This is a genomic window from Sphingobacterium arenae (assembly GCF_014692505.1).
GTDB lineage: Bacteria > Bacteroidota > Bacteroidia > Sphingobacteriales > Sphingobacteriaceae > Sphingobacterium > Sphingobacterium arenae.
Genome location: NZ_JACNYK010000010.1, coordinates 26874 through 52064, shown reverse-complemented (window position 1 = coordinate 52064; position 25191 = coordinate 26874). Strand labels below are relative to the sequence as shown.

Sequence of the window (25191 nt, the reverse complement as noted above, 5' to 3'; positions counted from 1 at the left end):
GTGAAATTTTTTGTCGATAACGTGATTGAAACAGCGATAGTAATTAAATTAACTTTGTTCTTAAATAAGAAGCAACCTTTTGTAAGCCGGATGATCGCTTTATTTTAGCTGATGATCGTTCGACAGCACAATGATTAAACGTATAGTTATTATGAATAGAAGAACCATAATTAAGATGTTAGGCGCCACCATACCTGCGCTGTATCTAAGTAAGAATAGTTTTGGGATAAGTACTTGGGGAAAGGTGCCGTTTAAACCGGAATGGCAATCTTTGGAAAACTACCGTGTGCCGGATTGGTTTCGAGATGCAAAATTTGGTATCTGGGCGCATTGGGGGCCGCAGTGTCAACCTGAACGAGGAGATTGGTATGCTCGGGGCATGTATGAGGAAGGTTCTGACCAATATAAATACCATGTTGAAAAATATGGACATCCATCGGTTTTTGGATTTAAAGATGTCATCAATGAGTGGAAAGCTGAAAAATGGGACCCGGAAACCCTCATGGAACTGTATGAAAAGACAGGAGCCCAATATTTTATGACTTTGGCGAATCACCATGATAATCTAGATTTATTCGAAAGCAGTCATCATAAATGGAATAGCATTAACGTCGGTCCAAAGAAAGATATCGTTCAAGGATGGGCGAAGGCGGCAAAAAAGAGAAAACTTCGATTTGGCGTAAGCGTTCACGCAGCGCACGCCTGGACATGGTATGAAACCGCTCAACGCGCAGACAAGCAAGGGCCGCACGAAGGTGTCCCCTACGACGGAAAGTTGACCAAAGCGGATGGCAAAGGAAAGTGGTGGGAAGGATACGATCCGCAAGAATTATATGCACAGAACCACCCGTTGAGTAAAGGGAGTGAAGAGGGATACACTATACATAGCCAATGGCATTGGGATACAGACAGTGGCGTAAGTATTCCGACAGCATCATACTGTGAAAATTTCAAAGATCGAACATTAGAACTTATCGATAAATACGATCCCGATGTTGTCTATTTTGACGATACAGCTCTGCCGCTATGGCCTATTAGCAATGTTGGGCTGGAAATAGCAGCACACTATTACAATAGAAGTATGAAGCATAATAAAGGGAAAGTAGATGTAGTGATCAATGGCAAGATATTGAACGAGCAGCAGCGTAAATGTATGGTGTGGGATATCGAAAGAGGGCAAAGTAATAAAATTGAACAGCTACCTTGGCAGACATGTACCTGTATTGGCGCATGGCATTATGATCGACGTATTTATGACAATAACCACTATAAGTCTGCAAAGACTGTAGTGCATATGCTGGTAGATGTCGTGAGCAAAAATGGAAATCTGCTATTAAGCGTTCCGTTAAGAGGAGATGGATCCTTAGACGATAAGGCTAGAAACGTGGTTGAGGGAATAGCTTGTTGGATGAGTATAAATTCGGAATCTATCATAGGGACCAGACCATGGCATACTTTTGGAGAAGGACCTGCGCAACAGGATGCGCCGGAGCTACACGCGCAAGGGTTCAACGAGGGGCGAGGCAAGCCGTTCACCAGTGAAGACATAAGGTTTACAAAAAAAGGAAATGTTTTGTACGCCATTATTATGGGGAAACTCGAAAAAGAAAATGTGAAAATAGTTTCTCTAGCTCAGGGAGCTACAAACGCACAAACCGTGAAAAGAGTAAAAATATTGGGCTACGAAGGGAATCTGTCTTTTGTGCAAGATCATAATGGCCTGGTCGTAAGAATACCTAAAACAGCTCCACAAGACGATATCGGCGTTGTTTTGAAAATTTCTTGATATAAACCGCAAGACTGACATGAAAAGTACGCGCAGTATGCTGATTATCAGTTCTAAATTCTTTCCGTTGTTGATAATTTTTCTAGCACCAAATTTATCTATAGGGATATAGAGACCTGTAATAGCAGGTGCTTTTCTTAACACATAAAAGATCAAAAGATGATTGCCAATTTTAAACGATATAGCTGTATCAGATGGTACGGTATTGTTACCGTTATCCTCCTACTATTTGTGCACAACCTGTATGGACAGCAACAAAAATCAATCTCGGGTTTAGTGAAAAACGAAAAAGGAGAACCTATGGTTGCGGCAACAGTATTGATAAAGGGTACAAGTAAGTCCGTATCAACTGACCAAAATGGAGCATTCACACTTCAATACGAATTTTCAGATTCGCCGGAACACCTTTCTGTTACGTTCGCGGGTTACAAACCAGTAGAATTGGAAATCGGAGACCGAACCGTTTTTCATATAGAAATGTCACCCCTGATGGAGGGTTTGGAAGAAGTAGTTGTTATCGGCTACGGAACAGAAAAGAAAACGAATCTTACAGGAGCAGTTTCATCCGTTTCAGCAAAAGATATAGAAGATAGACCCCTTACACAAGCGTCTCAAGCACTGGCAGGTCTCGCAACAGGTGTGACAGTCTCACAGGGAGCTGGACGACCGGGTAATGATGGAGCATCCATTCAAATAAGAGGAATTGGAACATTTTCGGGAGCCGGAAATGATCCGTTGGTACTCATAGACGGTTTGGCCGCTTCCATAAATGACATTGATCCCAATAACATAAAGAGTATATCTGTGCTAAAAGACGCTGCGTCCGCATCAATCTATGGAACTCGTGCTGCGAATGGTGTTATTCTAATTGAGACCAAGAAGGGTACTAGCGGGAGACTGAAAGTGAACTATAATAATACAATAGGGGTGCAGAAAGTGACAGCACTACCTGATTTCGTGAGCTCCGTGAATTATGCCGAACTGTTTAATGAGGCAAGTATCAATATGGGGCGTGCGTTGACCTATACAGACGAAGAAATAGAGAAATTTCGCTCCGGCGTCGATAGGGATAATTATCCAGATGTTCCCCACCTTAAAAATCTGTTAACCTCAGGTTCGGGTTTTCAGACAAATCATAATTTGGGTTTTTCGGGTGGTTCCGATAAAGCTACCTATCTTTTTTCTCTTGGATATCTAAATCAAGATGGGATTGTTGCCAAAAACAATTATCAGCGCTATAACTTTATGTTAAATTTCAGTGGCGAGATACTTGATAATCTAAAACTGAATGTGAATGTAAACGGCAATACTGCTAAAACGAAGGAGCCAAAACATTTTGATGGCGATATGATGCACATGATTGGTTTTGCAGTTCGGCAAGGACCAATCTTCGCGGGCAGAAAAAGTGATGGAACCTACGGGTATCAAGACAATTATAGTCCCGAGGCGTGGCTATCCAGCGAATCTTTTGTTAACCGAGCAAACAAATTTTTCCTTGGTGGTGCGGAATTAGCGTGGGAAATAATCCCCGGACTTACCTGGAGTGGTAAAGCAGGCTATAACTATTCAAGTTACACGGATAACAGCTTCACCTCAGATTTCGTTTTCGACGAAAACAAAAGCGTTGGGCCAAACAATCTAAATGTTTCCTCAGGAGATAATTCGCTAATCACCCTACAGTCTTTGTTAGCGTTTGACAAACAGTTTGACACCCATACACTAAATCTCTTAGGGGGATATTCTGAAGAAAGGAACCGTTCAGATTGGATGTCCGCTTTTAGGGATAATTTTCCCAGTAATCTTTTGCATGAACTAAATGCCGGCGCCGCATCGAACATGCAATCCTCAGGATCCGGTGCAGAATGGGCCTTACGATCTTTCTTTGGGCGGGCAAAATATAACATTGATGATCGGTATCTCTTTGAAGCCAATGCCAGGTATGACGGTACATCCAGATTCCCCGCAACCGGCAGGTGGGGTTTTTTCCCTTCAGTGTCCGGAGCTTGGCGTATTTCCGAAGAACAATTTTTCAAAGAGAATATTCGGGGCATTGACAACCTGAAGATACGGGCATCATGGGGGAAATTGGGAAATCAGAATATAGGCAATTATCCATATCAGAATGTGCTAAGCCTGGGATACGGTTATCCTATTGGAGATGTCCTCGCGCCGGGTGCACGTCTCGTCAATCTGGCTAACGAAGCTATCACTTGGGAGACTACCACCCTCACGGACGTAGGACTTGATATGTCCATATTAAATGGCAAGCTTGATTTCGTAATAGATTATTTTGATAAATACACAGATGATATCCTTTATAATTTGACTGTTTCCAGTGTGCTGGGTCTAACTCCCTCAGAGGTCAACGCAGCAGCCGTCCGGAATCGAGGCTTTGAGATTATGGCTCGATACAATACACAGATAGGGAGGGTTGGTCTGTCGGTTAGTCCTAATTTTTCTTACACGCGTAACCGTATAGAAAAACTGGCCGGCGGTTTACAGCAGGATATCGACAAAGGGCTGTTTGTTGGAAGTTCTATAGGTGCTATATACGGATATCGGGCAGATGGACTGTTTATAAATGACGACGATATAGCGAATTATGCCGGGCAGCCATATTCAGCCGAGCCCGGATTCGTACGCTATGCCGATATCAGCGGCCCTTATGGTGTTCCAGATGGCGTTGTCGATCCCACATATGACCGCGAAATAATAGGAAATACTGCGCCTAGATATAGTTACGGAGCAACGATTAATCTCGACTACGGCGGTTTCGATTTTTCCATATTGTTACACGGTTTAGCTGGATTTTATCGTCAGATGGGCGCCTATCAAGCGTTTGCATTCTACAACGGTGGACAAATTCAAAAATGGCAAGCAGACAATAGGTGGTCGCCGGAAAACCCTGATCCTGACGCAGCGTATATAAAACTGACCAGTTTGAATATGGGTTCAGGAACAACCATGACATCAACGTTCTGGAATAGAAACGCCTCGTTCATCAGGCTGAAGAATCTACAACTTGGCTACGCGTTCCCAGAAGAGTTGACCAGAAAAATGAACGTGTCAAAACTGAGAGTGTTCTTCAGCGGCCAAAATCTATTATCATTCAACAGCTTTTATAAAGGATGGGATCCTGAAATGAATCAAGGTACAGGCGATAATACGCCGTTTTATCCGATCACTGCGGTATATACATTTGGGCTGAATATCAATTTTTAAGAGCATTTATCTAACGATCATGAAAATAAAGAACATGTACATCATTGCCAGATCATCGATACTGTTGCTGGCAGCAATTGTTACCAGCTGTAGCAAGGGATTCTTTGAAAAATATCCGCTGGATGCAGTTTCCGATAACACATTTTGGAATACAGAAAATGACGCGCTCCTCGCGTTAATGGGATGCTACAATACCGGAGCCTTTTGGAAAGGTGAAGATTTCTGGACGCCAAGGAGTTTGCTATATCTCGACTTGATGGCTGGAAACGGCTCCGAAAAGGAATTAATTCCCGACCGGGTGACCGACGGTACGCTGAATTCTGCATACGGACTGATTGCATCATACTGGGCCAATTCGTATCAAAAAATTGCAGCATGTAACAATTTTCTGGATCATATTGACCAGGTTTCTATGGATGAAACCAAAAAAGAGATTATGGTCGCCGAAGTCCGTACGCTTCGGGCCTACGAATATTTTAACCTTGCTCTCTATTATGGAGGAGTACCTTTGATAACAAATGTCCTCACCATCGAACAGGCAAATAATGTCGAGAGAGCCACAAAAGAGGAAATTTGGTCTTTTGCAGAAAAAGAACTGTCCGAAAGTTATCCTATATTACCGGTTACAAGACCTGCCGATCAAGCCGGACGGATTACCTCTGGAGCTTCTTTGGCGATATTGGGACGACTGCTTATGGCTGAAGAAAAATGGGGAGCAGCTGCCGACGCCTATAAAGCAATTATCGAGGCAGACGTCTATACGATAGATCCTGAATTTCTATCTCTTTTTCAACTAGGTAACGGTAGCGGCAAAGAAGTTATTTTGAGCTCTCAATATAAAGAAGATGTTTATGGACATGTCTTACCGCAATATCTTTATCCAGAAACATGGGGAGGTTGGCATCAGTTTTCGCCGTATAATGAACTGGTCAAAACGTTCGAATGTTTAGATGGCAAAACGATCGAACAGTCTCCGTTATACGAAATACATAATCCGTATGAAAACAGAGATCCTAGATTGGATTATACCGTATTAATTTCTGATCGGTCAGTTTTTAAAGGACAGACATATATTTCCCGCCCAGGAACATCCTCTCCTGACCGTTTCAACCGCTATAACTGGAGCGGGTATGCCATCCGAAAATTTATGGATGATTCGTTTAATGGCAATCTTATGAACTATGGCGCTAACTGGCCTCTTATTCGATATGCAGAAGTTTTACTTAGTTATCTTGAATCCAAACTTGAGGCAGGCGATATCGTTGACAGGTCCCTGTTGGATCAAACGATAAATAAGGTGCGGAGTAGATCAGCTGTGAATATGCCCCCTGTCACGACAACCGAACAAACCGAGTTGCGGAATGCTATTAGGAGAGAGCGGCGAGTAGAGTTTGCGTTCGAAGGCCTCCGGTATTTTGATATCCTCCGCTGGGGTATAGCCGGCGAGGAACTAAACCGGCAATTTACCGGGATGAAATTGACCAGCGAGCCGGCTACATATACAGATTTTGCCATTGACGAAGAAGGTTACCTTATTTACCAAAAACGCGCATTTAAAAGTGGCGTAAATGAACTTTGGCCGATACCGCTATCGGAAATACAGATCAATAGCCGCCTGCGGCAGAACCCGGGATATTAATTTTAGCTTAGGTTACCGTATGGCAAGAAATTATTTCCCTATTACTTGTCAAACTTACAATTCCTTAATAACAGCTGATTTACATCTAGTTCTCTATCTTTGTGAGATTAACTTATCATTAAATTATCTATCATCAATACCATATTATCCCGTTTATAAAAAAAGAGGACGTGCTGTACTTGCGCGATCTCGCCCAGCAGGCGACTTTTAGGCCAGTAATAGACAGGAGTATAGACATGTATTCGGGAAAAACGGTCATCAGATCGGGAAATCTGGGTATCGGTGGGAGCCTTCCGTCGGGATACCTTTGTCTTATTAAGAAATTTAAAAAGACATAACAATTATGGAACACAGAAAATCAGTTTGGTTATCCCTTGTAACACTGCCCTTCCTATTTGTCGCCTGTGATAAGGATGACAGCGACGACCAGCAAATGGGTATGTCTTCTACCATTACGGTAGAAAATGTACTTGATTCCAGGCCATTGGTACAATCGGGAACTTTTGAGAATAGCGGAGATGTTCCCGTGATCATGCCCGGCGAATCCATTTCGTTCCAATTTTCGGCAGCCAAGGGCCAGGCACTTTCATTTGCCACCATGTACGGTTGGTCAAGCGACCTTTTCTTCGCACCAGAAAACCCGGGAATTACATTGTATGAGGAAGATGGCACCCCCATTGAAGGCGATGTTTCTTCACAGATCAAGTTATGGGATAACGGTACCCGCATCAATCAAGCTCCCGGACCAAATGTTACCCGGCCTGGAATGCCTGAGGCCACGGCACAAAACATTACCGAAGTTACGGGTACAGATGCACAGGGCAACACCTATGCAGCAGCCTCCTCTTTAATGAAAGCAAGTCTGCATTACGAGGGTAATTCAACCTTTACCATAACCATAGAAAACACCTCCGGTGGTACTAGCAATGTAACCCCTTTCAGCCCCGGTGTGTGGGCTATTTCTTATATCGCGGGAGGAGATCTTTTAGATCCTACGCCATTATTTGAAGCCGGCCAACCCGCCGCAAACGGCCTTACCAACATTGCAGAAACAGGAGACAACAGTGTATTGGGTGAATATATCACTGGACAGACCGGTATTTTCACACCACTTTCTCCTATACTCGTTGTTGTTTACAACGGTATTGAAAACCCGATTTATAAAACAGGAGAAGCAGACCGTGGCGAAGGCTTGAAGGAGTTGGCCCAACAAGGCGATGCTTCGGGACTTGCCGATTACCTTAAAACCGTAGACGGTGTAAAAGAAGTGTACGTATTACATGCAGAAAATTCAACCATATTGCTACCGAAAATAGGCGAGCAAGCCGGAAGCAGCGTAACGCAACAATTGAACATTGTTGACGGTGACCGACTGGCCATTGCCACGATGTACGGCTTTTCAAATGACTGGTTCTTTGCATCGAAGGATAACGGTGTAGATGCCTCCCAAAAAGGAGATATCTCTAGCTCCATTGCTTTGTATGATAATGGAACAGCGGTGGATCAATTCCCCGGCGCAGGGATCACGCAGTTTAACCTAGCGGGTACGCCCTTGGAAGAAAGCAAAGCCATTGAAGGCGTGCCGAACCCCAACGCTTTCACCACTTTGCCGGCTATTAATGAAATTATCAAAGTGACGCTTCAATAAAAATCAATAATCAGACAACAGGAAGAGGTTGTCGCAAGGCACCTCTTCCCTTTAAAAAAAACAATATGGAACATACATTCAGTATATTAAAGAAAGAAGAAGTATCGGAGAAGAATCGGGCGCTTTTCGAAAAAATGGAGCGCTCCTTTGGCAAAGTGCCGAATCTTTATAATGTGATAGCCTATTCGGAACATGCGCTAGCGGCTTACCTGCAATTGGAAGAAAGTCCCACTTCGCTCTCCACTAAGGAGACGGAAGCTGTTAACCTAGTGGTAAGCGAGATCAATAACTGCCTTTACTGTCTCAGTGCCCACACCATAATCGCAAAATCAGCCGGTATCAGCGCAGAGATGGCATTGGAGATCAGGTCGGGCCATGTTTCATCCGACGAGAAATTAGACCGTTTGGTGAAGCTGGCGAAAGCGATAACCGAAAATCGTGGATCTATTGATGAGTCTCTATTGACGCTGTTCTTCGGAGTGGGATACACGAGGGAAAATTTGGTCGACCTGATCATGTTGATCGGTGACAGAACAATCAGCAACTTACTACATGCTGTGACACAAGTGCCAATTGACTTCCCCTTAGCAAAGGAAATTTCGGATCAAGAAACATTTAATCAGGGAAACCATTAAAAAAACAAACCGAGTGTAACGAGCTCATCTATACAATTGAGATTTAACACGCATAGATAACTATACAAAGATGAAAATGATGAGAACAATAAACCTACAGGCATTACTTTGCGTAATGATATTGACGGGGTTAATCACCATCCTGACACCCGCAATAACCATGGCTCAGGATAATATGGATAAGGAAAACAAGATGGAGATGTCATCCGGAATGAATATGGAAGAACCCATGTATAGGATACCAGAGAAGCCGGAGGACATTAGCCCCTTGCTTATCGGTGAATCGATTCCAAGGGTAACACTCAAGGATGGAAAGGGCCTGGCCTTTGATCTGAACAAGGCTGTAGCAAGCAAGCCGACCATTCTTGTTTTTTACCGGGGTGGGTGGTGCCCTTATTGCACCAAGCAACTATCCGGTCTCCAGGAATTGACGCCGGAGCTCGAAAAAATGGGCTATCAACTGTTGGCCATCAGTACGGATAGTCCGGAAGGGCTGATGGAATCAGCCAACGAGAAACAGTTTGATTATACCCTGCTCTCGGATGCCGATCTACAGGTTTCTAAAAAATTTGGACTGGCTTACAAGGCACCTAAAGGTTATTGGGAAATGCTGCCAAAAACTAGCGGCGGAATGAATAAGGAATTGCTATTGCCCGTTCCTTCGGTATTTATTCTGGATAAAGCGGGCAAAATACATTATGAATATATTAATCCTGATTTCAAACAGCGCCTCAGCCCGGAACTGCTGAAAGCGGTGGCAACAACGATCTATAATGAACTGTAAGATGATAAGCATGAACAGATACCCCGAAGCAATAGCCTATTTATTTTTTTTCCTGACATTGTGTCTAAGCAGTGAAGCCATAGGGCAAACGAAAACGGATTCCGATAGGTCAAAAGGCATCCATTTCACCGAAGGCCGATGGAAGGATATCGCTGCCAAAGCGAAGGAAAGCGGTAAGTATATTTTTGTCGATGCCTATACAACGTGGTGCGGCCCATGTAAACTTTTGAAATCAAAAACGTTTCTTGAGGAAAGGGCAGGAGCTTATTTCAATGCTCATTTCATTAACTATACGGTGGATACGGAAAAGGGTGAAGGCATTCAACTTGCGGAACAATGGGATGTAACAGCCTACCCCACCTTACTTTTCTTCAATCCGGAGGGAAAACTGCTCTTGCAGCAGGTAGGTTTTGTGAACGGAGACAAGCTTATTGAGTTTGGAAAGCAGGCGAAGGCAAAGAAATAGCTCTTATATGAATAGAGTTTTTGTGAATACGGGTAGAAAAAAGTGAATACCTTAGTACGGGAATAGATTGTAATTACATAAACCGGACGCAAATGATCAGTGAATACAATGAAAAGGGAACGCTCGGGCGTTTCATCATGCACAATAACAACCAGCTGCTTTCGGGCAGAGGCCTGCGAGACCAGGATCCGGAACCTGTCAACACCTTTGTCTACAATAGCGGTACGGCGCAACAGGTAAAAATCGACGAGGTGACCTACACGATGCCGGAAGCGAGTATCCTGCCCCTGGTGTCCAATCAGCACTTCCAGTTCGAGCGGCCCGAAGAGCTGGTGGCCTGGCAGTTTAACCGTGAGTTTTATTGTATCCTCAACCACGATAAAGAAGTAGGATGTGTGGGCTTCCTTTTCTATGGGATACGCCATCCCATGTTTATCAAACTGGAAACTGATGAAGTAAAGGAAATAGAAGACCTGTCGCGTGTATTTTCCCTTGAAATGCAGGTCAGGGATAACTTCCAAGGGGAGATGCTGCGCGTACTGCTGAAAAGGGTAATTATCAAAACAACGCGCATCGCCAAACAGCAGAGTGAAAGTTACCAGCTATTTCCGGATGAAAAAATGGATTTGGTGCGGATGTTTTCGCTGATCCTCGAAGGGAATTTCAAAAAGGAACATGAGGTAAAGTTCTATGCCGCGACACTGAATAAATCACCTAAGACGCTAAGTAATACATTTGCCCTTTTAAAGCAACCGGCTCCTTCGGTTCTCATTCGCAACCGGATTATTCTCGAGGCGAAGCGATATCTACATTATACCGACAAGTCTGCCAAAGAAATAGCCTATGAACTGGGATTTGAAAACCCCGCTCATTTCAGCCGTTTCTTCAAACAGCATACCGGAAGCAATGTTTCCGAATTCAGGGCAGTAGAACAGAATGACAAGGATTAAATGAAACAACGATGGTAGCAATAGAAACACCTAATATAGAGGTGGTAAGCCAGGCAAACAGAAATTATATTGCATATTTTGAGAAGCGGCTCGGGCATATACCGAACCTCTTTCTATTCATGATGTACTCCGAGCACGCTTTTGATACCTATTATCATTTTCAGGGCCGCAAAAACTCCCTCACCCTTAGGGAGCGGGAGGTGGTGAGTCTGGTAATGGCGCAGTGCAATGGCTCGCTCTACTGCCTCAGCGCACATACAATGATCGCCAAACTTAACGGCTTCAGCGATAATGAAATTATGCAGTTAAGGCATGGGATGGCCGGATTTGATCCCAAACTGGACGCATTGGCGCGACTTGTCAAAGCGATGACAGAAAATAGGGGCAACCACATAGCAAGTGAACTGGATTTCTTCTTTGGTATGGGATACACAGAAGAACACCTGATGGACCTCCTTCAAACGATGGGCGAAAATTATATCAGTAACCTCCTAACAAAAACATTGCAGGTACCCATCGATTTTCCGCTGGCACCGGAACTTGATTAAAGATAATGACGATGAAAACGATCAGAAATAGATGACTCATCCCCACACATAAACGCTACTGCATGAATTCGATCTGCCTGGATTTCTCCCCATCGGGTTTGTCCCCGGTTCGACAGTGGGATCACGGTCGATATGGGGCTCTGGTGTTGAAAGCTCATTAATTTCAGGTTCGGCATTCGGATTGATCTCGTCAATATCAGGATTAGGTGCTTCAAAGGGATCGATGTCTGGCTGTTCATTGGGCTGATTTTCCTCTATCTCGTCCAACTCCGGCTCCTCTCGTTCAAGTGGGTCGACATCCGGTATGTTTCCTTCACCACCACGATTTGGAGTAGCCGGATCGAACGTTGGTTCTACTACTGCGAAAGCTATGATAGGACCTTGTCCTTTTATAGCAAAAAGGTTTTGTGTATTCATCATGTTTTCATTTATTGTTGTATTAATTGAACCTATTCTGTTCCATATAGTTGCAGTGATAAATACCCCAAAAAAAAGAAAAAATACCCTTAACCAAATAATTTAAGTAGGCTACAGCTATTGTGAATACCTAGAAATACCGTACGGGTATCGGTTATAGCTGTCGTTTTTCGTATTCAATATCCCATTTGGCAAAATCTTCGTGATCTCTAACAGTAGAAACAGAAGTAATAAGACCCTGATCATTCCGGACACTTTTTGCGGTAACTACCGAGTTTCCTTGCGTCCAGCCTGTAAGCTCCCGGTTGGAACACCCAAGGTCAAGGGTGAAATATTCATCGGTAAGCTCTACAAGATAGCGGGCCGGACTAAGCCTCAAATGTTCGTGTACGCCTGCCGAAGATCCATACGAAAAGACAACCTTGTCGTCATACCATTCCAAAAGCTGATTCTGCTCATCCACCTTACATACCGCTTCTCCGTCGATCGAATAGGTTCCATTGGAAAAAGAAACAGACATTTGATCCACGATTTCATCCGTATCCCGATCGACAACCTGAATTTGGTTGATGTGACCGCTCTGATAAATGAAGTGATAAGCGGGCCCATTGCCTATAGAAGACTCGACAAGTTCCCCTATATCGTTGTATGTGTAGGTAATTAGATCTTCGCCGAAGGACTGCTCAATAATTCTGTTACGGTCATCATACCGAAACCCGATCTGTATAGAGTCCCGGTTCCAAGGAGTGTACACGGTGACCGATTTTACAAAGTATCCGGTTTGAGGATCAGGTGCGTTATCATCATCTTTGCTACAGGAAAAAAGCACACTGCTGATAATAACGGCTAAAAGGACTGTTCTGATTAAAAGTTTCATGTATTCATTTTTATTGTTGTCGTTTTTATCTGTTAAAGGTGTTTTGATAGCGTTCGGCGTATTTCCTAGGATTGCTTACCAGTAGTTATCATTTCGGTTGATGTCACCCAAAATGGTTGTGGATCATCTTATTCCTTTTTCTGATCAAAATTGAATTCGATCAGTCCGTCCTCTGAAAGGAACTGTTTTGTATAGGCCTCCAGATCCTTTGCTTTTACGGCACTTGTTTCCTGTTCAAAATCGCTGCTGTTCATTTTCTCCTTTGGTTTGGCGGTCTTGCTGATTTCGATGCTTTTTGCGATTTGATAGACGTCGTTTTCAATGCGGACCACCTTAAACCAGCCAAATCCGCCTTCGCTTCCCACGAAATCGCCCGGCACTTTATATAGCCGGTACCGGCCAAAGTAAATCTCGCCTTCGTGCACCGTTGCCAATTCGTTCATTTTTTGCTCGTAAGCGGCTTTCTGTTGCGGTAAGGTCACTGTTTCATACACCGCATAGCCTATTAACCCCAATGCAAACAAAAAGAGTATCCATCCGAAGAGGGTGATCTTCAAGCCCCCGGACAGGGGAGGAACTTTGGCCGTTTCCTGCTCTGCAAACGTTTTCATCTCACCGGTCCACTTCCGCATCGGAATGCGACCACCGCCGGGTATTTCGTAGTATTGGGGAAATACTTTTTTCGTTGTATGCACATGGAAAGCAGATCTGCTTTCCCGTTGAAACAAACCCAGTTCCATCGGGCTGTCGGGACGTACCGGGTTTTCCAGATGGGTGGCCTCTATCTGTTTGACGATGATATCTGTAATCCTAATCCACATAAATTATTTCTTTTTCGTTATATAAATTCAAATCATTTTCCAGCATATAGACTTTATCCACGATTTTTCCATCCTTGAATATTCCGATCTCCAAAAATTCAGTATCAGTGGCCAGGTACTTAAAGGCCAGATTTTTCGGAGTAGGAGGCAGTCCTAAAAAATTCTAGAAATCATAATTTCTTCCTCGGGGTAAAGTTAATAAAACTATAATCGCCATGGGACCTGAAAATGCACAGAGCACTCTTATTCGTATATACAAATTGTCTACAATAAGGTGATTCTTTCGTTTTTGGAACTATTCTTAAAATTGTTTTAAGTTTCCGTCATAGAAAGCCATGCGTTTGTGGATGAGATAAAAACGATTATTGAGCGTTAAAATTCGGATAGAATTTCTTTTTCAACCACAAACTTGCCCTTACCAGAAGTATCAATATTGGCACTTCGACAAGTGGGCCGATAACGCCCACAAATGCCTGTGGTGAATGAATACCGAATACTGCAATAGACACAGCTATGGCCAACTCAAAATTGTTTCCTGTGGCGGTAAATGCGATGGATGCGTTTTTGTCATAGGGAACATTTAGGGATTTGTTTAAAAAGAAGCTCACGAAAAACATCAGTACGAAATAGATAATTAATGGTACCGCTACCTTTAGGACATCCATCGGTAACTCCAGTATCTTATCACCTTTCAGACTGAACATCAATACAATGGTGAAGAGCAACGCATACAATGTGATAGGTGATATTTTGGATATGAATTTTCTATTGTACCATTCTATACCTTTTGACTTTACAAGTGCATAACGGCTTATAAAACCTGCGAAAAAAGGAATACCTAAGTATATCAACACGCTTTCGGTTACATCTTTCATGGATACGCTTACATTGAAATTGGCTAAGCCTAATTTGTTAGGCAATACGTTGATGAACAGCCAGACAAAGAAACTGTAACTTATTATCTGAAAGATACTGTTCAGTGCCACCAATAATGCCGTATATTCCCTGTTCCCTTTTGCCAGGTCACTCCATACGATGACCATTGCAATACATCTTGCCAAGCCAATAAGTATTAGACCTGTCATATAATCGGGTTCGTTCCGTAGGAACAGAACGGCTAAACCGAACATCAATACCGTACCGATAACCCAATTCAGCAATAAAGAAATGCCGATTACTTTGGTGTCCTTAAATGCTTTGGGCAACAGTGAATAATCAACCTTAGCCAACGGTGGGTACATCATCAGTATCAGACCTATCGCCAAAGGGATATTGGTCGTGCCCACGGATAGTGCATCGGTAGCACTGGAAATGCTCGGAAAGAAATGTCCTAACCCGATGCCTGTCGCCATCGCAAGGAATATCCATAAGGTAAGGTAGCGGTCAAGAAATTTTAGTTTCGGTTGCATCGGCTAATTTTTAATCATTGAAAAAACATAAAGCATCTCCTGTGCTATCTGCAAACTCCTTTCGGTATATACCTGTGCCTGTCCGGTCGAGCCGTCCGACATCTTGGGGTCTTCAAATGTAATGGGTATTCGCTTTTCCGCACCTGCAATGAAAGGACATCCGCCGTCTGCCTGCGAACAGGTCATAATGGCGACAAATGCCGATGCAGGATTGAAAGGACTATCGTATTTTTTTGAAAACCCAATGATAGGCAATGCATTATTGCTGTATTTTATGGCATATATAGGGTTATCGGTTTCCGCAATCTTGAAAATATTGAACCCTTGATTGGTCAATGTTTCCGCTACTTTCGGGAACAGTGCTGTTTCTTCCGTACCGCCGGAATAGCAATGCACGTTTGGGATATCGAAGTATGCACTTGCCACCTGCGCCCAGATCTGTGCTAAATGGCTTCTACGTGAATTATGGGTACAGATAAAATTGAGGTTTATATCCTCTGCGCTGTCTGCTTTTTGCTGTACAAAGTCTATCAGCGGTTGCAGTATCGTTTTGCGTTCCTCACTTACGGTCTGGACGTCTATAATCCCGTTTATGGTTTCAGTTAAATTCTTATACATGACGGTTGGCCCTTCGTGTTTAACAACATCCCGAATCAGGTGTACAGCAAGTGCTGTTCAACTCCGATAATTTTACTTTCTGTTTCTCCGCAGGAATACCGCAGGCGTCGCTTGCCAAGCAAGCGGTCTGTTTGTTCTTTAGGATGAAATGCTTGCCGTCAAAACCCAAGTCAAACTTGCCAATCGTTTCATTTTGGTATTCTACTTCTATCTCGGCATCTTCGATACCCAATTTTTCTTCGGACAGCTTGATAATGTTCAATAGCTTGGTCGGCTTTAATCTGTGCTCATAGTCGCCCGCATTCCATAACTGGAAGTTTACCGCTTTCTCTGTACGGACTACACCACCGCAGTCAATAAAATGCTTGGTAATCTGTCCTACTTCCGTAACATGGAAATGTTCGGGAACAGACGTTCCGTTCTCTAACTGAAATTCCACATTGTCCAATGTCGGTAGGATTTCTTTGATTTGTTCAAGTGTCATAAAAATAAGATAAGATTTGAATTTATATTAAATTATACATTGCAATATTACGATGATAAGGGTCAAAAAAATATTAAGAACAGCAACTGATTACTTTGACCTCTTGATTGAAAAAAGCATTGAATTCCTCTTGAATTTGCTTCCAAAGTTTTTCATCAATACAATAACATACGGATTTGCCTTCGATTGTTCCTTGAATGATACCTATACTCTTTAACTCTTTTAAGTGCTGTGAAATGGTTGCCTGTGCTAAACCCAATTCATCAACCAAATCATTACAGATACAGGCTTTCTGATTGATGATATATTGTAGAATGGCTACCCGTGCAGGATGTCCAAAAACTTTAAACAAAGAAGCCAATCTGTTCTGTTCGTCCGTAAATATTTCTGATTTTGTAAGCCCCATGATATGATTTTAATATCGCAATATTACGATAATAATTTTAAAAATCTATAAGATTTTCGATTTTTTGTCGACTGTCTTGACTTTTACAGTTGAGATATTGCCTTTTTCAGTTGTCGTTGTGCAACGTTAAGCTTTCCAAGCCGCATAAAATAGTTCATTTGAAAAAAAAGTGGTATAATTTTCATTCTAACTCCATAACCTCCTTTTCTTCCTTATTTTTGAGGAAAACTACAATTTTGTGAATAGATTTTTCATTCTATGCTGTTTCTTATTTACAGTTGAATTTGCAACTGCACAGCATTCCAGGGTTTCGGGCATTGTTAAAGATTCCTTGTCGACCACTCCCATCCCTTATGCCAGTATCGGTCTTTTAGATGACAATAATCAGGTAATCGATGGGATGATCACTGATACAGCTGGTCATTTCAGTTTTTCCGGTCTTAAAAATGGCAAATACAGCCTAACTGTGAAATTCATCGGGTATGGTCAAAAGAAAACAATCTTCGAAATTGAAGGTCAAAAAAGCATAGATCTGGGAACTATCTTTATTTCCAGTGCCAACAATAGTCTGGAACAGGTTATGGTAAAAACCGTTATTGCAGGACAGAAACATGGTAGTGATAGACGAACTTACCAAGCCAGCCAGTATAAAAATGCCATTGGGGGAACAGCATTGGATATCGTGAAGAATCTGCCTTCTGCAACCGTAGACGCCAATGGAAATATCAGCATGCGGGGCAATACCGGTGTGATTGTATTGATAAATGGAAAACCCTCTTTCTTAGATCCGGCGACCATATTGAATCAAATAGCTGCCAACGATGTTTCAGAGGTGGAATATATTACTAGTCCTACTGCTCAATTTGACCCCGATGGGAAAGGTGGTATCATTAACCTAAAGACTAAAAAATATGTGGCAAACGGGTTTACCTGGTTGCTTAACTTACAAGGTGGTCTTCCCAGTATCGACGATTATGATAATCGTGAACCCCAGAAACGATTTGGTGGCGATATTGCCTTTCAGTATAAAAAAAACAGATTGGAATTGAATGGTTCGGCAAACTATCTACGAAATGACAATGCAGGGTTTAGGGATGGTGATGTAAATACGATTATCGGGGATCGACAGACTTTTTTCCCCTCGCAAGGTGAAAGAAGTTTTGACAAATACAATTTCGGGATCCGATTGAACAGTGCTTATGAAATAACAGACAAACACTCCGTAAACTTCGGTGTACTGGCGTCGAGAAGGTTCCAGGACCGTGTGGCTGATATTCACTATACCAATAGGACAATACGCCCCTCTACAGGGGAAGAAATTTCCAGGATAAACTATTTCAACCCCAACCTTCAAAATAAACAGGGAGAATTTTATCTGCTAGATTTCTCGTATCAGTACAAAATCAATGCGGCTCATACCCTGCAATTAGGCGCCATATATGAATATGCCGATATCTACGGGTCAACAAAAAACGGAAATATTGAAAATAGGGTTGACACTGTCCAATGGACGAATAATAGGTACACTAACCCATTGCGAGGTTTGAGACTCTCTTTACAGCATAGCTGGCAATTGGAAAATGCAGCGTTATTAACAGGCTATCAATTAAGGAACGATAACCAAAAAGGTAATTTTGAATATTATACTTCCGAGAACGGAAGGAATAATTTACAATTGATCCCGGAGTTTACCGGCAAAATGAATACTTCAAACCGGGTACATGCCCTTTTTTCACAATATGATAGGGAATTTAGTAAAACAGAACTTTCTTTAGGCCTTAGATACGAATATTATCAACGGGATCTACTATTGCTGCATACCGGTCAAGAATATCCTTATTCCATTCATCAGTTATACCCTACGTTTAATTTAAAACATGATTTGGGAGCGGGTTGGTCATGGAAACTGGCTGCAGCAAGAAGAGTACAACGTAACAATAATTTTGAATTGAATCCGATCCCCGAACGGGAGCACTCCGAAACTTTGGAGCAGGGAGATCCGGAGCTACTACCGGAATTCACCACCAATGTAGAAACAGGGCTGGTCAAGAAACTTACCTCCGGAAGTCTTTTTTTGAACGCATATTACCAACATACCAAAAATCCAATCCAAAGGGTTAACGCTGTGTATGCCGATACCATCTTACACCGCGTATTTACAAACGCAGACTGGGCTTCGCGCTATGGGTTTGAGCTTGGCGGAGAGGGAAAACCACTATCTTGGTTAAGGATAAATGGCGGATTGAACCTATATAACTATAAAATTTTAGGCCAGGTATTAGATTACCGGGAAGTGAGAGCAAATCAAGATTGGGTGTACTCCATTAATGCCGGTGTCCAAGTGGATTTCCTAAAAAGCTGGAGTACAGGAATACAGGTTAATTACCTTTCAGAAAGACCGACCGTGCAAGGCATGGATTCGAAATTTGCTACCCCACATTTCAATTTAAGCAAGGGCTTCCTAAAAGGAGCTATTACGGCTCAACTGCAATGGCAATTTGTGGAACTTGGTAATTGGGGTGTAAATGAGCAACGAATCACGACATTCTCCAATGATTTCTATACGACAACTAATTACATTTATGAGAAGAATATTTTTTTAGTGAACTTAAATTTCAACCTTCATAAATTGAACCAAGTACTTAAACTTCCTAAGAGTGAATTTGGAGAAAAGGAATTCTAGGCTTCCTGCGCCTTGAATTCCCTCGGCGTAATACCGGTATACCGTTTAAAATATTTAGAGAAATTTGACTTATCAGAGAAGCCTAATTCAAAAGCTACCTCGGATATTGAATTGTTCGTATAGAAGAGCAACCTCTTGGCCTCTTTAATTATATACCCCGCCAATACTTCCGAAGCCGTTAAATTTGAATTTTTCTTGCAGGCAGCGTTCAAGTTTTGGGGGCTCGTGTTCAACTTTGTTGCATAATGCGCCACATGGTTGATGACCTTTGCATCTTCGTTGAGCAATCCACAGAATCGATGATAGATATTCTTTTGGGTAGCTGCAGCTTGTCTAGGACTGTCTATATGTTCCAAGGCTTTTGCCAAGATTACCTTGAGCAGCCCTTCCTGACATACTTTATTTTCTTCAACAGCCAATACTCCTAATAAAGCCTCCATAGTTTTGCTATCCTTAAGGTATACCGTATCAAACCGGATAATTTCATCCACCAGCCTTTTTATTTCAAAATCAAGGCTTTGGTTAATAAATATGTCTTTCACTAAAACAACAAATCCCGTTACTGGATTGACTAATTCCCAATGGTGCACATTACCCTTTCTGATCACCAATAGACAAGGCGTTTTTATTGTAGATTCCCTTCCGTCGATTACATGCTTTCCAGAAGTCGAAAATAGGAACACCAACTCCAAATAACCATTATGCTTGTGCGGTCTGGTCATATACTTGGATTGATCAAAAGCAACGACCTTTATGAGTTTTTGTGTTACCAGTTTGTCTTTCACCTCAATTTTCTTACTGTTTTTCATCGCTTTGTGATTATAACAACTAATCTACGATATTAAAATTGAAGAACTATCAAAGTCAATGAGTTTCCAAAGGACATCGAAGAAGTCAAATTTTGAAGGTATTCTTATTGTTTAAGGTTCAATTCTTGAACAAATATCGCATTCATATTATGCTGTTGAAATGTGATTTAGACGAAGTTTTCTCTTTCAACGGAAACTGGCGAGGTGTGTTCGGGAAAAACGGTCATCAGATGGGGAAATCTGGGTATCGGTGAAGGCCGTTTGTTGGGATACCTTTGTCTTATCAAGAAATCAGCAGCAATCCCGAAAAAAGAAAAGAAATTGAAACCATTGGAGCAAAAGCAGCAATCGGCTCATTAGGGGACGTTAATAAAACTATAATCGTCATGGGACCTTAAAATGCACAGAGCACTCTTATTCGTATATACAAATTGTCTACAATAAGGTGATTCTTTCGTTTTTGGAACCTTCTCGACTAAAGTTCTGCTAAATATACTTCATATCGGTAGCCCTATGGATGAGCGCTGCTACATTAGTTACTTTAAACTTTTGCAATAGATTGCGCCGATGACTTTCAACCGTAAGTGGACTTATGAAGATTTTTTCGCCTATTTCTACAGAGCTAAGTCCAGATGCCAATAGGGCAAGCACTTCTTTTTCCCTGCGGGTGATAACCGGCAGATCGCCTGTGTCCCGGCTTTTTAAGATGTCTTCGATACCTTGACTAAGTACCGTTTCGCCTTCAATAGCGTTCTTGATACCCTGTATGAGTTCGTCCGCTGCTGCATTTTTGAGAAAATACCCATTTGCACCGACATCTAACATCCGTTGGATAATGCTCCATTCGTTGATATTGCTGATCGCAATCACGACAGTGTCTTCGTGAAGCTGCTTGATAGCGGCACAGACATCGACACCGTTCTGGTCTGGTAGATTGATGTCAAGCAGTACAACGTCCACCGCATTATTTTGTAAATACCCCAGCATAGAGGTTGCATCTGTAAATTTACCGATAAACTGTATTCCCGCTACATCATGCAGCATATACTCAAACCCCTGTAGCACTACGGGATGGTCATCCACGATAATAAGTTTAATCTGTTCATTCTCCATTATAAAGGTATTTGGGTATTTGAATATTAACAGTTGTACCTTCCCCCGGATGTGAAACGGTTTCGATATCTCCATTTAATAAGGAAATCCGGTTCCGGATATTGATCAGTCCCAGTCCCTTTTTCCGATTTTCTTCTCTTTGATCCATCCCTTTACCATTGTCTTCCACGGTAACAAACAGCCAGTTGTCCAACTCACTGCATTGCAGAATGATCTTCGTAGCATTGGCGTGTTTGATTGCATTCGTCAGCAGCTCCTGGACGACACGGTACACGGTCACCCGTAATTGGTCCGGATAATTGTCTTTGATACCCAGATTTTGGAATACCACCTGCACCATTGGTGTACCCATGTACCGGCAGAGGTCCGATAAAGCAGGCGCCAAACCACCGAACCGCAGGGATTCAGGCATCATATCGTGGGCAATTCGCCGCAGTTCATCTACCGAATAATCCAGTTGGCCGACAACATCGTTAATGGCATTCTTCTCGCCCACCTGAGCCTCACCAGCTCTTGCGACAATCGATGATAACTTTAGTTTAACACCCGCCAGAAGCCCACCCAATCCATCGTGGAGGTCTTTGGCCATACGACTTCTTTCTGCCTCCTGCCCTTGAAGCATAGCGTCGTACTGGCTCAGACGTTCTTGTTGGCGCATGCTACGTAGTTCTTCTTTGTATAGCAAATCGTTCTGTATAAGTAATTTTTTGTTTTTTGCATTTATTTTCCACCAGAAATAGGCGACAAATACCGCCAGGGCCAGTCCGGCCGCTAACGAAAGCTCCCACCAGCGGCTTTTGGCTATCGCAAGTTCCTGTTGTTTATTTTTTGTTTCGAGCCGGAGGATACGGTTCTCCTTTTCAGCAGCGTTATATTGCTTTTCTAAGTTTAAAACTTTTGTGGCCAAATCCTTTTGATAGATCGAGTCCATGATCGTTGACGCTGTATCCAATTGCTCATAGGCCGATTTGTAATTCCTCAAGTGGTATTCTAACTGTGCCATTTCATAATGGTGTAAAGCTATGCTTCTAAGCATGTGGAAAGGTCGGTACTGGTTTGATAGTTCGAGGTAATGTTTGGCCAAGGCATAGTCGCCGCGTTCTTTGTACAATAGATGAAGTTCGAAGTTGAGATCCATCAGCATATATTGATTCCCTAACTGCTGGGCAGCGGTAACTCCTTTACGATAGCTTTGCAGGGCTTTTTGATAATCCTTTATATGTCTGAAATAGGTTAGCTTAGTACGATAAAAGGCGGGGATAGCGGTTGAATGCGGAATGATCTTTACGAAGCGCTGGGCACTATCTATGTGTATTTTTGCCCGTACGTAATCCCGCAAAAGCACGGCATTTTTAGCGCTATTACTAAATATTTCCAGTTTATGTTCGGCCTGTCCAGGTAGGTTTCGTAATGTATGCAATGCTTTTTGGTAGTAATCAGCGGCACCGGCATAGTCTTGTACGTCAGCAAGTTGTGTAGCCGCATTTTGAAATTGGTAAGCGACCTGGGCACTGTCACCCGCGTGGCGGGCATAAGGCAAAGTTTTGGTCAGAATGGTATTCATAAACTCCTTACCCTTATCCTCGGATTGGATAAGGACGCCGTAATTGTTCCACAATTTTGCCCGGTACCGATAGCTTTTCTGTGACTGGTCTGTTGCCAACAAGGAATCCGCATGAAGGAATACTCTTTTTGCTTGCTGCTGGTCATACTCCATTAAGATATTGGCACGATAAAGCTGATACAACCCCTGTTGAAAAGCAATTGGAGATTTTCCCATCTGTTGGCGGGCTGCTTCCAGATATTTATACGCTTTTGCAGTATCGCGGTCACTCCAAAAGATGCTGACCCCTAAAAGTCCCTCTATTTTCAGTTCTGTTGTAGGGGCTTTAAGGGCACTATTCAATAAACTGTCGGAATACTGCTGAACAGCATCCTGCGCTTGGGAAATACGAAAACCGAATGCACAGAATGCAACTAACCAAGCTATGAATAGTTTGAAAAATCTTTTGTGATTCGTGTCTTTATTTTCCATTGTCCATTTCCTACAAACCGTGTTAAAACGATCAATTGCATTCTTACTGGTGCGGAAGCATACCACCTGATTGACTACCCTTTTTATCTCGGTAATCGCACACCTGTCTCACCATGATAATGAAGCGACTCACTATCCGGACGGAACAGAACGTGGATATCAACATGGTTTTGTTTATAGTCAGGGGGGATACGGCCGTCCCGCGTTCCCCAACGGGTATCTCTTCGAACCCCGATGTAGAAGATGTCTTCAATATTATGGTCAGTTGAAACATCATCCAGTACTTTCTGCAACAGTTCAAAGCTAACCGAGTCGACGGTGAACAACCGGTCGGGTTCGGAGGTCGTTAATGACAGGATACCTTCTTCCACAGAATTCCCGCGAATGATCGCATGCTCGATATAACCGGGCTTATCGGGAGCTTCGACTCTTACATTGGTATAGTCTTTGTAAAAAAGCAAGGATTCGACCCGCCGATCGGCAATATACGCCATGGCTTTAGCATAAGCTTTTCTGAATGCTTCCGCATTAAAATTACCTTTGTACTGAAAAACCAGCTTCTGTGGAAAATAGATTACGCTCAAGCGTAGCCAATCCACATTGCCCGTAACCATAAAAGGTGAAATAAAGCCGAAACCAAACAACGCGAAAATCAGCACCATGTTTACCGAACGTGTCAGTAGGTTCAATTTACGCCCAATCAAGGGTAAAAATGAACTTTTTCTCCGTTCAGGATAGATTTTAGTCGCCTGAAATGCAGGGTCGTCTATTAAAAGCTCTCCCGCCGGTTGTGCAAGGGACATCCTTCCATAGCCAGGGTTGTGGGAATCTTCAAAAAACGTGACAACATGCTGCTCTTGCAGCTGTTCAATTTGTTCGGCTGTCATAAACTGGCGTATCGTTGTCTGAAAGGGTGGCTTAAACTTCGGAAATACCGTCATTTTTATGACTAACAGATCCCGTTTCTCCATTAATCGGACACCGCCATGATCAACGCTGTCTATACGTGCGGGAAAGGCGTTCTTCCCATCAGACGCCAGGTCAGATGTGGCCGTTTGGGCTTTACGGTCCGTATATCCAATAAATCCCCAGACAAATAACCAGGCCAACCCAATACTACCCGGAATGAATACAAAAAGCAACCAGGCCGATATAAACCCCAGCATCTCGGCGGTAAAAAAACCGATAACAAGCCCCAGGGCGGGCCATAGCAATACTTTATAAATAAAAATGCCAAACCGCTCCAGCCTATACGGTATGGCCCAGTTCCTTAATTTTGTCATCCGTAGCTAAAGATACGTTTTTTGTATCATATGGGTTTGATGGTGTAACCCATAGCTAATTGTTGTTGGGCTTGTGAAGATCCAAAAATCCATCACATCATTTAAAGCTTACCACGAAAAAAAACAGGACAAGCAGGATGATCGGCAGGAATAAAAATACCATTTGAGTGGTTCGCACCGTGCGGTAAAGCGGGCCTAACAGTTCTTGGGTATAGGAGGTTACCACCAACACGATGATGGCGATCACCATCCAGATAACCGTAGCGGTAATTAGACCGTTCATGTTCATAAAGCCGTCCGTGCTGATATCAAAAACCTCCATAACGGGTTCGTACAATAACAAACTTCCTATCCAGTTGATATGGAAGCACAGGATACAGGCTAATATTTTACGTATCGTGGATACGTTTTTACCCTTTCGCTGCTGTTTGCCAACAACATTGAAAAGTATGATAAAACCAACCAATGAAATAATCCAACCTGCCATACTATTATATTTTACTAACTGATGGTTTAAAATAATATATCTCCGATCCTTAAAAAATTAAGGAATACCCA

22 protein-coding genes are annotated in these 25191 nt (G+C 42.7%); 10 read left to right on the top strand and 12 right to left on the bottom strand.

The features are described from left to right. The first annotated feature begins 151 nt into the window (after positions 1-151). The 9 genes from H8B17_RS20405 to H8B17_RS20365 all read left to right on the top strand — a co-directional run bounded on the left by H8B17_RS20405 (position 152) and on the right by H8B17_RS20365 (position 11678). A complete protein-coding gene (locus tag H8B17_RS20405) occupies positions 152-1786 on the top strand; it encodes an alpha-L-fucosidase (protein ID WP_190311089.1) in 1635 nt (544 codons plus the stop codon). A gap of 159 nt (positions 1787-1945) precedes the next feature. After that, entirely contained in the window at positions 1946-5008 is a 3063-nt protein-coding gene (locus H8B17_RS20400) for a SusC/RagA family TonB-linked outer membrane protein (protein WP_190311088.1), read from the top strand. 19 nt (positions 5009-5027) lie between these two features. Continuing rightward, positions 5028-6647 (top strand): RagB/SusD family nutrient uptake outer membrane protein, encoded by a 1620-nt coding sequence (locus H8B17_RS20395; RefSeq protein ID WP_190311087.1) that lies wholly within the window; start codon positions 5028-5030, stop codon positions 6645-6647. Between the two features lie 343 nt (positions 6648-6990). Then, positions 6991-8295, top strand: a complete 1305-nt coding sequence (locus H8B17_RS20390) for a spondin domain-containing protein (protein ID WP_190311086.1) — start codon at positions 6991-6993, stop codon at positions 8293-8295. A gap of 65 nt (positions 8296-8360) precedes the next feature. Further along, positions 8361-8930 (top strand): carboxymuconolactone decarboxylase family protein, encoded by a 570-nt coding sequence (locus H8B17_RS20385; protein ID WP_190311085.1) that lies wholly within the window; start codon positions 8361-8363, stop codon positions 8928-8930. A gap of 76 nt (positions 8931-9006) precedes the next feature. After that, a complete protein-coding gene (locus tag H8B17_RS20380; protein ID WP_223816710.1) occupies positions 9007-9714 on the top strand; it encodes a peroxiredoxin family protein in 708 nt (235 codons plus the stop codon). A 10-nt stretch (positions 9715-9724) separates the two neighbouring features. Further along, positions 9725-10180, top strand: coding sequence for a thioredoxin family protein (locus H8B17_RS20375; RefSeq protein WP_190311083.1), 456 nt, complete (start codon positions 9725-9727; stop codon positions 10178-10180). A 92-nt stretch (positions 10181-10272) separates the two neighbouring features. Beyond that, the gene (locus H8B17_RS20370) at positions 10273-11130 is read left to right on the top strand and encodes a helix-turn-helix domain-containing protein (RefSeq protein WP_190311082.1); all 858 of its coding nucleotides are present in this window, start codon (positions 10273-10275) and stop codon (positions 11128-11130) included. 11 nt (positions 11131-11141) lie between these two features. Beyond that, positions 11142-11678, top strand: coding sequence for a carboxymuconolactone decarboxylase family protein (locus H8B17_RS20365; protein ID WP_190311081.1), 537 nt, complete (start codon positions 11142-11144; stop codon positions 11676-11678). Between the two features lie 36 nt (positions 11679-11714). On the opposite strand, the gene H8B17_RS20360 is transcribed toward H8B17_RS20365, so the two are convergent. The 7 genes from H8B17_RS20360 to H8B17_RS20330 all read right to left on the bottom strand — a co-directional run bounded on the left by H8B17_RS20360 (position 11715) and on the right by H8B17_RS20330 (position 16710). Beyond that, the gene (locus H8B17_RS20360) at positions 11715-12098 is read right to left on the bottom strand and encodes a hypothetical protein (RefSeq protein ID WP_190311080.1); all 384 of its coding nucleotides are present in this window, start codon (positions 12096-12098) and stop codon (positions 11715-11717) included. Positions 12099-12249: 151 nt separating this feature from the next. Beyond that, positions 12250-12972 (bottom strand): hypothetical protein, encoded by a 723-nt coding sequence (locus H8B17_RS20355; protein ID WP_190311079.1) that lies wholly within the window; start codon positions 12970-12972, stop codon positions 12250-12252. A 128-nt stretch (positions 12973-13100) separates the two neighbouring features. Next, positions 13101-13793 (bottom strand): hypothetical protein, encoded by a 693-nt coding sequence (locus tag H8B17_RS20350; protein ID WP_190311078.1) that lies wholly within the window; start codon positions 13791-13793, stop codon positions 13101-13103. Positions 13794-14155: 362 nt separating this feature from the next. Continuing rightward, positions 14156-15202, bottom strand: coding sequence for an ACR3 family arsenite efflux transporter (arsB, locus tag H8B17_RS20345; RefSeq protein WP_190311077.1), 1047 nt, complete (start codon positions 15200-15202; stop codon positions 14156-14158). 3 nt (positions 15203-15205) lie between these two features. Next, positions 15206-15820, bottom strand: a complete 615-nt coding sequence (locus tag H8B17_RS20340) for an arsenate-mycothiol transferase ArsC (protein WP_190311076.1) — start codon at positions 15818-15820, stop codon at positions 15206-15208. Positions 15821-15839: 19 nt separating this feature from the next. After that, positions 15840-16304, bottom strand: a complete 465-nt coding sequence (locus H8B17_RS20335) for a DUF6428 family protein (protein ID WP_190311075.1) — start codon at positions 16302-16304, stop codon at positions 15840-15842. A gap of 73 nt (positions 16305-16377) precedes the next feature. Continuing rightward, on the bottom strand, positions 16378-16710 hold the full coding sequence (locus H8B17_RS20330; protein WP_190311074.1) for an ArsR/SmtB family transcription factor: 333 nt from the start codon (positions 16708-16710) through the stop codon (positions 16378-16380). A 238-nt stretch (positions 16711-16948) separates the two neighbouring features. Between H8B17_RS20330 and H8B17_RS20325 the strand changes: the two genes are divergently transcribed. Then, complete coding sequence (locus H8B17_RS20325; RefSeq protein WP_190311073.1) at positions 16949-19393, top strand: TonB-dependent receptor; 2445 nt, start codon at positions 16949-16951, stop codon at positions 19391-19393. Here the strand turns inward: H8B17_RS20325 and H8B17_RS20320 are convergent. The 5 genes from H8B17_RS20320 to H8B17_RS20300 all read right to left on the bottom strand — a co-directional run bounded on the left by H8B17_RS20320 (position 19390) and on the right by H8B17_RS20300 (position 25120). Continuing rightward, positions 19390-20202, bottom strand: coding sequence for an AraC family transcriptional regulator (locus tag H8B17_RS20320; RefSeq protein ID WP_190311072.1), 813 nt, complete (start codon positions 20200-20202; stop codon positions 19390-19392). The genes H8B17_RS20325 and H8B17_RS20320 overlap by 4 nt on opposite strands. A gap of 486 nt (positions 20203-20688) precedes the next feature. Further along, entirely contained in the window at positions 20689-21315 is a 627-nt protein-coding gene (locus tag H8B17_RS20315; RefSeq protein WP_190311071.1) for a response regulator transcription factor, read from the bottom strand. After that, positions 21305-23350, bottom strand: a complete 2046-nt coding sequence (locus H8B17_RS20310) for a sensor histidine kinase (protein WP_190311070.1) — start codon at positions 23348-23350, stop codon at positions 21305-21307. The genes H8B17_RS20315 and H8B17_RS20310 overlap by 11 nt, the downstream gene beginning before the upstream one ends. An 83-nt stretch (positions 23351-23433) precedes the next feature. Next, positions 23434-24633, bottom strand: a complete 1200-nt coding sequence (locus H8B17_RS20305) for a hypothetical protein (protein ID WP_190311069.1) — start codon at positions 24631-24633, stop codon at positions 23434-23436. Positions 24634-24730: 97 nt separating this feature from the next. Next, positions 24731-25120: a hypothetical protein gene (locus H8B17_RS20300; protein ID WP_190311068.1), complete on the bottom strand. Its 390-nt coding sequence runs from the start codon at positions 25118-25120 to the stop codon at positions 24731-24733. Positions 25121-25191 lie beyond the last annotated feature (71 nt).

Bases quoted from the DNA above. Each gene is read 5' to 3' on its own strand.
- H8B17_RS20365 (WP_190311081.1), top strand. From the start codon at position 11,142: ATGGTAGCAATAGAAACACCTAATATAGAGGTGGTAAGCCAGGCAAAC.
- arsB (WP_190311077.1), bottom strand. From the start codon at position 15,202: ATGCAACCGAAACTAAAATTTCTTGACCGCTACCTTACCTTATGGATA.
- H8B17_RS20340 (WP_190311076.1), bottom strand. From the start codon at position 15,820: ATGTATAAGAATTTAACTGAAACCATAAACGGGATTATAGACGTCCAG.
- H8B17_RS20380 (WP_223816710.1), top strand. From the start codon at position 9,007: ATGATGAGAACAATAAACCTACAGGCATTACTTTGCGTAATGATATTG.
- H8B17_RS20305 (WP_190311069.1), bottom strand. From the start codon at position 24,633: ATGACAAAATTAAGGAACTGGGCCATACCGTATAGGCTGGAGCGGTTT.
- H8B17_RS20375 (WP_190311083.1), top strand. From the start codon at position 9,725: ATGAACAGATACCCCGAAGCAATAGCCTATTTATTTTTTTTCCTGACA.
- H8B17_RS20330 (WP_190311074.1), bottom strand. From the start codon at position 16,710: ATGGGGCTTACAAAATCAGAAATATTTACGGACGAACAGAACAGATTG.
- H8B17_RS20370 (WP_190311082.1), top strand. From the start codon at position 10,273: ATGATCAGTGAATACAATGAAAAGGGAACGCTCGGGCGTTTCATCATG.
- H8B17_RS20320 (WP_190311072.1), bottom strand. From the start codon at position 20,202: ATGAAAAACAGTAAGAAAATTGAGGTGAAAGACAAACTGGTAACACAA.
- H8B17_RS20355 (WP_190311079.1), bottom strand. From the start codon at position 12,972: ATGAAACTTTTAATCAGAACAGTCCTTTTAGCCGTTATTATCAGCAGT.
- H8B17_RS20385 (WP_190311085.1), top strand. From the start codon at position 8,361: ATGGAACATACATTCAGTATATTAAAGAAAGAAGAAGTATCGGAGAAG.
- H8B17_RS20405 (WP_190311089.1), top strand. From the start codon at position 152: ATGAATAGAAGAACCATAATTAAGATGTTAGGCGCCACCATACCTGCG.
- H8B17_RS20300 (WP_190311068.1), bottom strand. From the start codon at position 25,120: ATGGCAGGTTGGATTATTTCATTGGTTGGTTTTATCATACTTTTCAAT.
- H8B17_RS20315 (WP_190311071.1), bottom strand. From the start codon at position 21,315: ATGGAGAATGAACAGATTAAACTTATTATCGTGGATGACCATCCCGTA.
- H8B17_RS20350 (WP_190311078.1), bottom strand. From the start codon at position 13,793: ATGTGGATTAGGATTACAGATATCATCGTCAAACAGATAGAGGCCACC.
- H8B17_RS20360 (WP_190311080.1), bottom strand. From the start codon at position 12,098: ATGATGAATACACAAAACCTTTTTGCTATAAAAGGACAAGGTCCTATC.
- H8B17_RS20400 (WP_190311088.1), top strand. From the start codon at position 1,946: ATGATTGCCAATTTTAAACGATATAGCTGTATCAGATGGTACGGTATT.
- H8B17_RS20395 (WP_190311087.1), top strand. From the start codon at position 5,028: ATGAAAATAAAGAACATGTACATCATTGCCAGATCATCGATACTGTTG.
- H8B17_RS20310 (WP_190311070.1), bottom strand. From the start codon at position 23,350: ATGGAAAATAAAGACACGAATCACAAAAGATTTTTCAAACTATTCATA.
- H8B17_RS20390 (WP_190311086.1), top strand. From the start codon at position 6,991: ATGGAACACAGAAAATCAGTTTGGTTATCCCTTGTAACACTGCCCTTC.
- H8B17_RS20335 (WP_190311075.1), bottom strand. From the start codon at position 16,304: ATGACACTTGAACAAATCAAAGAAATCCTACCGACATTGGACAATGTG.